Here is a 6,376-nt window from a genome sequence, read left to right as displayed (position 1 = left end):
TAGCCGGCCGCTTAGACCCCCTCACCCCAACCCTCTCCCCCAAAGAGAATCGCGAAAATGTTTGGGGGTGAAGGTCAAGCGATTGCCGCGATTCTCTTCGGGGGAGAGGGGGCTAAAAACTGCACGACCTCCCCGGGAGGGTCGCGAGGAACGAGCGGGGAGGGCGATCCGCGACGCAGAGGCCGAAGCGCGAACAGATTCCGCTGGCCCTCCCCGGGCCTGAGAGCCCGACCCTCCCGGGGGGAGGGTTTCTGTTTATTAGCGGCTTACCGCTTCGCCACGCTGTCGATGATCTCCTCGAGGTCGTATTTCGGTTGGTAGCCGATCGTCTCGCGGATCCGCGTTAGATCGGGGACGCGGCGGCGGATGTCTTCAAAACTCTCGTCGTAGGCGTCGGCGTAGCTTTGGAAGCGGATCGTGGTGTCAGGGTTGACGCGGCTGCGGACCATTTCGGCCAGCTCCAGGATCGACACCGGGCGGTCGCTACCGATGTTGAACACCCGTCCGTGCGCCGCTTCGTTGGCCACCAGTTCTATCACCGCTCCGACCACATCGGCGACGTGAGCAAAGCAACGGACTTGGCGGCCGTCGTCGTGCACCACGAGCGGATCACCGCGGCGGGCGGCGTCGACGAACCGTGGCAGCACCATTCCGTAAGCACCCGTTTGCCGCGGTCCGACGACGTTGAAAAAGCGTCCGATGACGACCGGCAAGCGATGCTGGCGGTGGAAGGCGAGAGCGAGAAATTCGTCGATCGCTTTGGAGGCTCCATAGCTCCACCGGCAGCGGGTCGTCGAGCCAAAGACCAAATCGTCTTCCTCGTTCCAAACCGGTTTCGGATTCTTTCCGTAGACCTCACTGGTGCTGGCGATAAAGCACCGCACGCTGTCCCCGGCCGCGGCCCGAGCACCGAGCCGATCGAGGATCAGCTGCGTTGGGTAGATGTTACGTTCGATCGTGCGGATCGGCTGCGCGGCGATCAAGGCCACGCCGACGGCGGCAGCCATGTGGTACACCTCGTCGGCCCGGTCGACCAACTCGGCGGTCAACTCCGGATCCTCGATCGTCCCCTCGATGAACTCGAGCTGCGGATGGGAGCGGATCGCGGCCAAGTTGTCGCTCCGCCCGGTCGAGAGGTCGTCGACCACGACGACATGGTCCCCCCGCTCCAGCAGGCGTTCGGTTAGATACGATCCGATGAAGCCGGCACCGCCGGTAACGAGCGTTGTTTTCACGCGAATGCTTTTGCTGGAGAGAGGAGCGAGCGGGGAGCGCCGAAGAGAATCGCGGGGGCGAGTCGGCCTGGTCGCGGGGGGCGTCGGAGCGTCAATCCTTTCCGCTGTGTCGGGGCACCGGTAGACTACGCCTGTCGGAAAAGCCTAACGAAAAAATTGTCGACCGTGAGCCATCCTCAAATCGAGGGAATGATAGCAGTGCTGGTGATGTTTCGGACTCGACTCTCGCAGGCCGACCGTCGGCTGCGCTTTCGCTCGCCCACCTGGTTCTCGCCACGCTCCGTGGCGGTCGCTGGACTCGCCCTCAGCCTGAGCCTGCTCGGGTCGGCTCGGCTCGCAGCCCAGGACGACCCGGCCCCAGCCCAAACGCCCCCGCAAGCGACCGGGGTCGCGGAAGCGAGTGAGGCAGCCGAGGCGAGCGAAAACCCCGCAGCGCTCGCCCAGTACGCCGATGCGGCCAACTTCCAAACCAACGGCGAATTGGAGTTGGCGATCGAGGCCTGGCAGGAATTCCTGAGCGAATTCTCCGAAGACCCGCTCGCTCCCAAAGCGGCGCACTACCTGGGGGTCTGCTACATGCAGTTGCCCACGCCGAACCACCAGGCGGCCGCCGAGGCTTTTGAGCGGGCACTGAAGGACCAAAAATACGGGCTTCGCGAGGAGAGTTTGTCGAACCTCGGGTGGTGTCGGTACGCGGCGGGAAGCGATCCAGAGTCGCCCGACGCGAAGCTGCTCGGCAAAGCGATCGAGGCCTACAAACAACTGATGCAGGAGTTCCCCCGCTCGCGGTTTGCCGACCGGGCGCTCTTTTACAGTGGTGAAGCGCATTACGCGCTCGACCAGCCCCGCGAGGCGCTGCGGTACTACGATCGGCTGCTCAAATCGTCGCTCGCCGAAGAGTCGGCGCTGCGGTGCGATGCGATGTACGCCCGCGGTTTGGCGCTGGAAGATTTGAAGGAGTACGACCAAGCGGCCGCCGCCTACCGCAGCATGCTCGAGACGTGCGGGAGTGATTCGCTGGCCTCGGCGGTACGGCTTCAATTGGCCGATCTGCTGGTGCTGCAGGAAAAATATCCCGAAGCCGAACAGGCGTTCAGCGAAGCGATCGTCGCCGGCGGGCCCGAGCTGGCTCGCTCGATCTACCGCCGCGCGTACGTGCTGACGCAGATGGACCGGGCTGCCGAGGCGGCCGCGGCTTACGAGTCACTGATCGAGCAATTCCCCGAGTCGCCCTACGCGGCTTCGGCGCTGCTGGCGGCGGCTCAGAGCTACTACCGTGCGGGTCAGTTGGCCGAAGCGGCCGAGCGATTCCAAAAGGTCGTCGACAATCAGAGTGACGAGGCGGGGGCCGATCGTTCGGCGGCGACCGAGGCGGCCCACTGGTTGTCGGTGCTGGCGCTGCGGGAGGGTCGCGTCGAGCAAGCCGAGCAGATCGCGCGGGAGCAGATCGCCAAAGGGACGGCTGGTCCGTACCAAACCACGCTCCGCTTGGACGCCGCCGAAGCGCTCTCGATGCAGCCCGAAAAACAGCAGCAGGCGTTGGCGGAGTTCGAGCAGATTCTCCAGGACGCCCCGGACGACCCGCTCGCCCCTCGGACGCTCTACAACGCCGCGTTCACCGCGCTGCAGCTGGGCCAACCCGCCAAGTCGCTGGAGCTCACGGCCGCTTTCACCAAACGCTTTGCCGAAGATCCGCTCGCTCCCGACATGCAGTACATCGCTGCCGAGGCGCACCTAATGGCTGGCGACCCAGCAGCGGCGAGCGATCAGTACGCCGCGCTGCTCGAGTCGGCCAGCGAGAATCCGCAGCGGCCGCTGTGGGTGCTGCGTGCTGCTTCGGCAGCGCTCGCCGCCGGAGAGTACGACCGAGCGATCGAGCAGCTTCAGCAGAACCTTGAGACGCTTCCCCAGGCTCCGCAGAAGGCCGAAGCGCAGTTCCTGATCGGCTCCAGCTACCTCGCTTCGCAGCGGCCCGCCGAGGCGGTCATCGCGTTCGAGCAGGGGCTCGCCGCCGATCCGCAATTTGCACGAACCGCCGAATTGTTGCTGCGGCTCGGGCTGGCCCAGCGAGCGGCCGACGACGGGGCGGCAGCCAAACAAACCTGGCAGCGGATCGTCACCGATTTCGCCGATACGCGTGCGGCCGATCAGGCGCGTTACCAGTTGGCTCAGCAGGCCTCCGATGCCGGTGAGATGTCCGAGGCAGTGAAGCTCTACAGCGAATTGCTCCGCGAGGGGGCCGAGCCCGGGCTGCGGCCGTTCGCTCTGTACGGGCGGGGCTGGAGCTTGCTGCAGCTGAAGGAGTACGAGCCGGCGCTCGAGCCGCTCAACTCGCTACTTGAGGAATTCCCCAAACATCCGCTCGCCGACGACGCGCGGTTGGCCCGCGGAATCACGCTCCGGCGGCTGGGGAAGAACGATTCGGCCAGCGAAGATCTGCAGGCTTTCATGGAGCAGTCTCCCGAGGGCATGAATCTCGGTCACGCGCTTTACGAATTGGCGATGATCGACCGCGAGCGGAAACAGCCCGGTGAGGCAGTGGAGAAACTCCAGCGACTCGTCGCCGAAGTCCCCGACTATCCCGCCTTGGCCAGCGTCCGCTACGAATTGGCCTGGGCTCTTCGCGAGGCCGATCGAGCGGAAGACGCGGCGGCCGAGTTCGCCAAGCTGGTCTCGCAGTTCCCAGAATCCGCGCAGGTGGCCGAGGCGAGCTACTTCGTCGCCGAACAACGGTATGCGGAAAAGGACTGGACCGCCGCGGCCGATGCCTATCGCACCACGGCCGAGCGGGCGGAGGATCCGGAGCTGCTCGAGAAGGCGCTCTACCGACTCGGTTGGTCCCATTACCAGCAGCAGGAGTATGACCAGGCGATCGAGGTCTTTGCCCGCCAACTCGACAAGGCCCCCGAAGGCAAACTGGTTCTCGATGCACTGATGATGCAGGGCGAAAGCCACTTCAAGGCGGAGAATTACGAAGCGGCCTTGGCTGCGTACGAGCAGGCCCGCTCATGGATCCTCGAGCACGATGGCGAGGGCCGCAAATTCTCCGACCCGGCCGAACAACAAGTTCGCGAGTTGGTGTTTTTGCACGGTGGCCAAAGCGCGGGACAGCTCGGAAAATGGCAGGAGGCGCTCACCTGGTACGACCAATTGCGGAGCCGCTACTCGACCTCGAGCTACCTGCCGCAGGTGTTTTACGCGACCGGATTCGCCCATCAGCAGCTCGAGGACGACGAGCAGGCCTTGAAATTCTATGCCGAGGTGGCGGACAACTACCGAGACGAGTTCGCCGCACAAGCCCGCTTCATGATGGGAGAGATCTACTTCAAACGCCGCGATCTCGCCCGAGCGATCCCCGAGTTCAAACGCGTGATGTATGGCTTCGGCGCGGAAAAAGCTCCCGAAGCGATCCGCCAATGGCAAGTGAAAAGCGGCTTCGAGGCGGGACGTTGTGCGGAGCTGCTGATCCAGAACAACCAGGGAGAGCGGCGGCAGCAGGCGATCGAATTAGCCGAACGCTACTACCAGTTCGTCATCGACGGCTTTCCTCAGCATGAGTTGGCGGCTAAAGCACAGGAGCGGGTCGACGTTCTCGAGCGGTTATGAGCGCGAGTACTGACCGCCCGAATTCGATTCGGAGAATGAGCGTGAGACCCGTAGCTCTGGTGGTTCTGATCGTGACGAGCGCGAGCCTGGGGGGCTGGGGAGCCTCGGCTGCCGCTCAGGCACCGGCACCTCCGGTGGGTCCCCCGCCCTGGGCCACCGATTTCGATCCCGACGAGGCGGAGCTGCGGGCGCTGGCTAACCCCGAGCCCGATCCGGCCCTGGAGGGAGCGGCCGGTGAAGAATCGGTGAGGGCTCCCTCGGGAATCGACTTGATCACGTTGATCGGCCAGGGGGGCAACTTCATGTGGCCGATCGGGGTGATGAGCATGCTAGTCGTCACGCTGGCGGTCGAGCGGATGCTCAGCTTCCGCCGCCGCCGAATGCTGCCACGCAAGCTCGTGCGGAGGCTCGACGAGTTGATGAACGATGGCGGGGCGGAGTTCGATCCCGAGGCGGCGTTTCAGGCTTGCCTGGAGCATCGTTCGGCGGCGGCCAACGTGATCGCCGCGATGCTGATGCGAACCGGACGGCCGCTCGACGAGATCGAGCGGGCCGGCAGCGACACGGCGCAGCGCGAAGCCGACGGGCACGCTGGCCCCATCCGCTGGCTGAATCTGGCCGCCGCCGCGACGCCGCTGATGGGGCTGCTCGGAACGGTCTGGGGGATGATCGTCGCCTTCCATACCTCTTCGGCGCTCACGGCCGATCGGAGCCGGAGCGAACAGTTGTCCGAAGGGATCTACGTCGCCTTGGTCACGACGTTAGCCGGTTTGGCGGTGGCGATTCCCGCGGCGATTATCGCCCAGTATCTCGAGAACCGGTTGGTCAAGATCTTTCACCGGATCGAAGAGCTGGCGTTCACGATCGCTCCGGCGCTCGAACGGTTTCAAGGCCGGATGCGGATGGATGCTGACGCCCGTTTGCAGCCGATCACGCCGCCGACCGAGCGGGGAACGTCGCCGTCCGTTGCCGCGGCCGCACCGCCAGCCACGGGCACGGCAACCGGCACGCCAACCGGCACGGGGCTCGGGCGAGGGGAGAGCGAAACTCGATCCCGCGGCGGGGGCGGCAAACCGGCAGCGACCAGCCGCTGAGTGAAGGCATGAGCGTAACCATCAAACGATCGGCCGCCGCGGGGACTCTCAGCCTGACTCCCCTGATCGACGTCGTGTTCTTGCTGCTGATCTTCTTTTTGGTGACCAGCAAATTCGACGAACAGGAGCGTCAGTTGCCGATCGAGCTGCCGGTGGCGACCAGCGCCACGCCGATGACCGAGCGGCCGCGGGAGATAACGGTCGACATCGATCGCGAGGGGAACTTGTACGCCAATGGCCAAGCGGTCACGCCCGAGGAGCTCGAAGGAGTGCTGCGGCGGGCGGTGGCGAACAATCCGGTCCATCAGCTGGTCGTCATCCGCGCCGACGCGGCAGTCCCGTTCCAGCCGGTCGTGTTCGTGATGGATCTGTGCAACCGCAGCGGCGTGGCCGAATATACCGTGACCACTCAGGAGGGGCCCGGCGCCTAAAGGGGCGGCC

Annotated in this window: 4 protein-coding genes; 3 read left to right on the top strand and 1 reads right to left on the bottom strand. The window is 65.0% G+C overall.

Going from position 1 to position 6,376, the window contains the following annotated elements; genetic code table 11:
- Positions 1-266: 266 nt before the first annotated feature.
- On the bottom strand, positions 267-1,235 hold the full coding sequence (locus GNK13_RS06580) for an NAD-dependent epimerase/dehydratase family protein (RefSeq protein ID WP_164101714.1): 969 nt from the start codon (positions 1,233-1,235) through the stop codon (positions 267-269).
- Between the two features lie 165 nt (positions 1,236-1,400).
- On the opposite strand from GNK13_RS06580, the gene GNK13_RS06575 reads away from it, so the two are divergent.
- Genes GNK13_RS06575 through GNK13_RS06565 form a run of 3 tightly spaced genes read left to right on the top strand, consistent with a single transcriptional unit; the run spans position 1,401 to position 6,366 of the window.
- Positions 1,401-4,841 carry a tetratricopeptide repeat protein gene (locus tag GNK13_RS06575; protein WP_164101713.1) on the top strand — a complete coding sequence of 1,147 codons (3,441 nt, stop codon included), beginning with the start codon at positions 1,401-1,403 and terminating at the stop codon, positions 4,839-4,841.
- Positions 4,842-4,876: 35 nt separating this feature from the next.
- Complete coding sequence (locus tag GNK13_RS06570) at positions 4,877-5,935, top strand: MotA/TolQ/ExbB proton channel family protein (protein ID WP_164101712.1); 1,059 nt, start codon at positions 4,877-4,879, stop codon at positions 5,933-5,935.
- A gap of 8 nt (positions 5,936-5,943) precedes the next feature.
- On the top strand, positions 5,944-6,366 hold the full coding sequence (locus GNK13_RS06565; RefSeq protein WP_164101711.1) for an ExbD/TolR family protein: 423 nt from the start codon (positions 5,944-5,946) through the stop codon (positions 6,364-6,366).
- The last annotated feature ends 10 nt before the right edge of the window (positions 6,367-6,376 follow it).

It is taken from the genome of Candidatus Laterigemmans baculatus, from assembly GCF_010367455.1.
GTDB lineage: Bacteria > Planctomycetota > Planctomycetia > Pirellulales > Pirellulaceae > Laterigemmans > Laterigemmans baculatus.
This window is presented reverse-complemented; position numbering and strand designations above follow the sequence as displayed.